The following is a 574-nucleotide window of genomic DNA, read 5'->3' as shown; positions in this document are numbered from 1 at the left end:
GAGATCGACGACGCCGAGTTCATCCGGCTGGTGGCCAGCTCGGCGCCGTCGACCGGCTATTGCAACACGATGGGCACCGCGACGACGATGAACAGCCTCGCCGAGGCGCTCGGCATGTCGCTGCCCGGCTCGGCGGCGATCCCGGCGCCCTACCGCGACCGGCAGGAGGTGGCCTATCTCACCGGCAAGCGGATCGTCGGGATGGTGGCGGAGGACCTCAAGCCCTCGGACATCCTGACCAAGGACGCGTTCCACAATGCGATCAAGGTCAATTCCGCGATCGGCGGCTCGACCAACGCGCCGATCCACCTCGCCGCTTTGGCGCGCCACGTCGGGGTCGACCTGCCGCTCAAGGACTGGGAGACCGAGGGCCACGGCGTGCCGCTGCTGGTCAACCTCCAGCCCGCGGGCGAGTATCTCGGCGAGGATTATTACCGCGCCGGCGGCGTGCCCGCGGTGGTCAACCAGCTGATCGAGCAGGGGCTGATCGCGGAAGACGCGCTGACGGTCAACGGCCGCACAATGGGCGAGAACTGCCGCGGCGTCCAAATCGAGGACGAGGCGGTGATCCGCC

Annotated in this window: 1 protein-coding gene; it reads left to right on the top strand. The window is 68.6% G+C overall.

Translation table 11 applies throughout. From position 1 onward, the window contains the following. Window positions 1-574 (top strand): dihydroxy-acid dehydratase domain-containing protein (locus ACMGDM_RS20680; RefSeq protein ID WP_436806020.1); only part of this gene is annotated, 574 nt, incomplete at both ends.

This window comes from Sphingomonas larreae, from assembly GCF_051400595.1.
GTDB lineage: Bacteria > Pseudomonadota > Alphaproteobacteria > Sphingomonadales > Sphingomonadaceae > Sphingomonas.
Note: the sequence above shows the minus strand (reverse complement) of the source record. Positions and strands in the feature narration are given on the sequence as shown.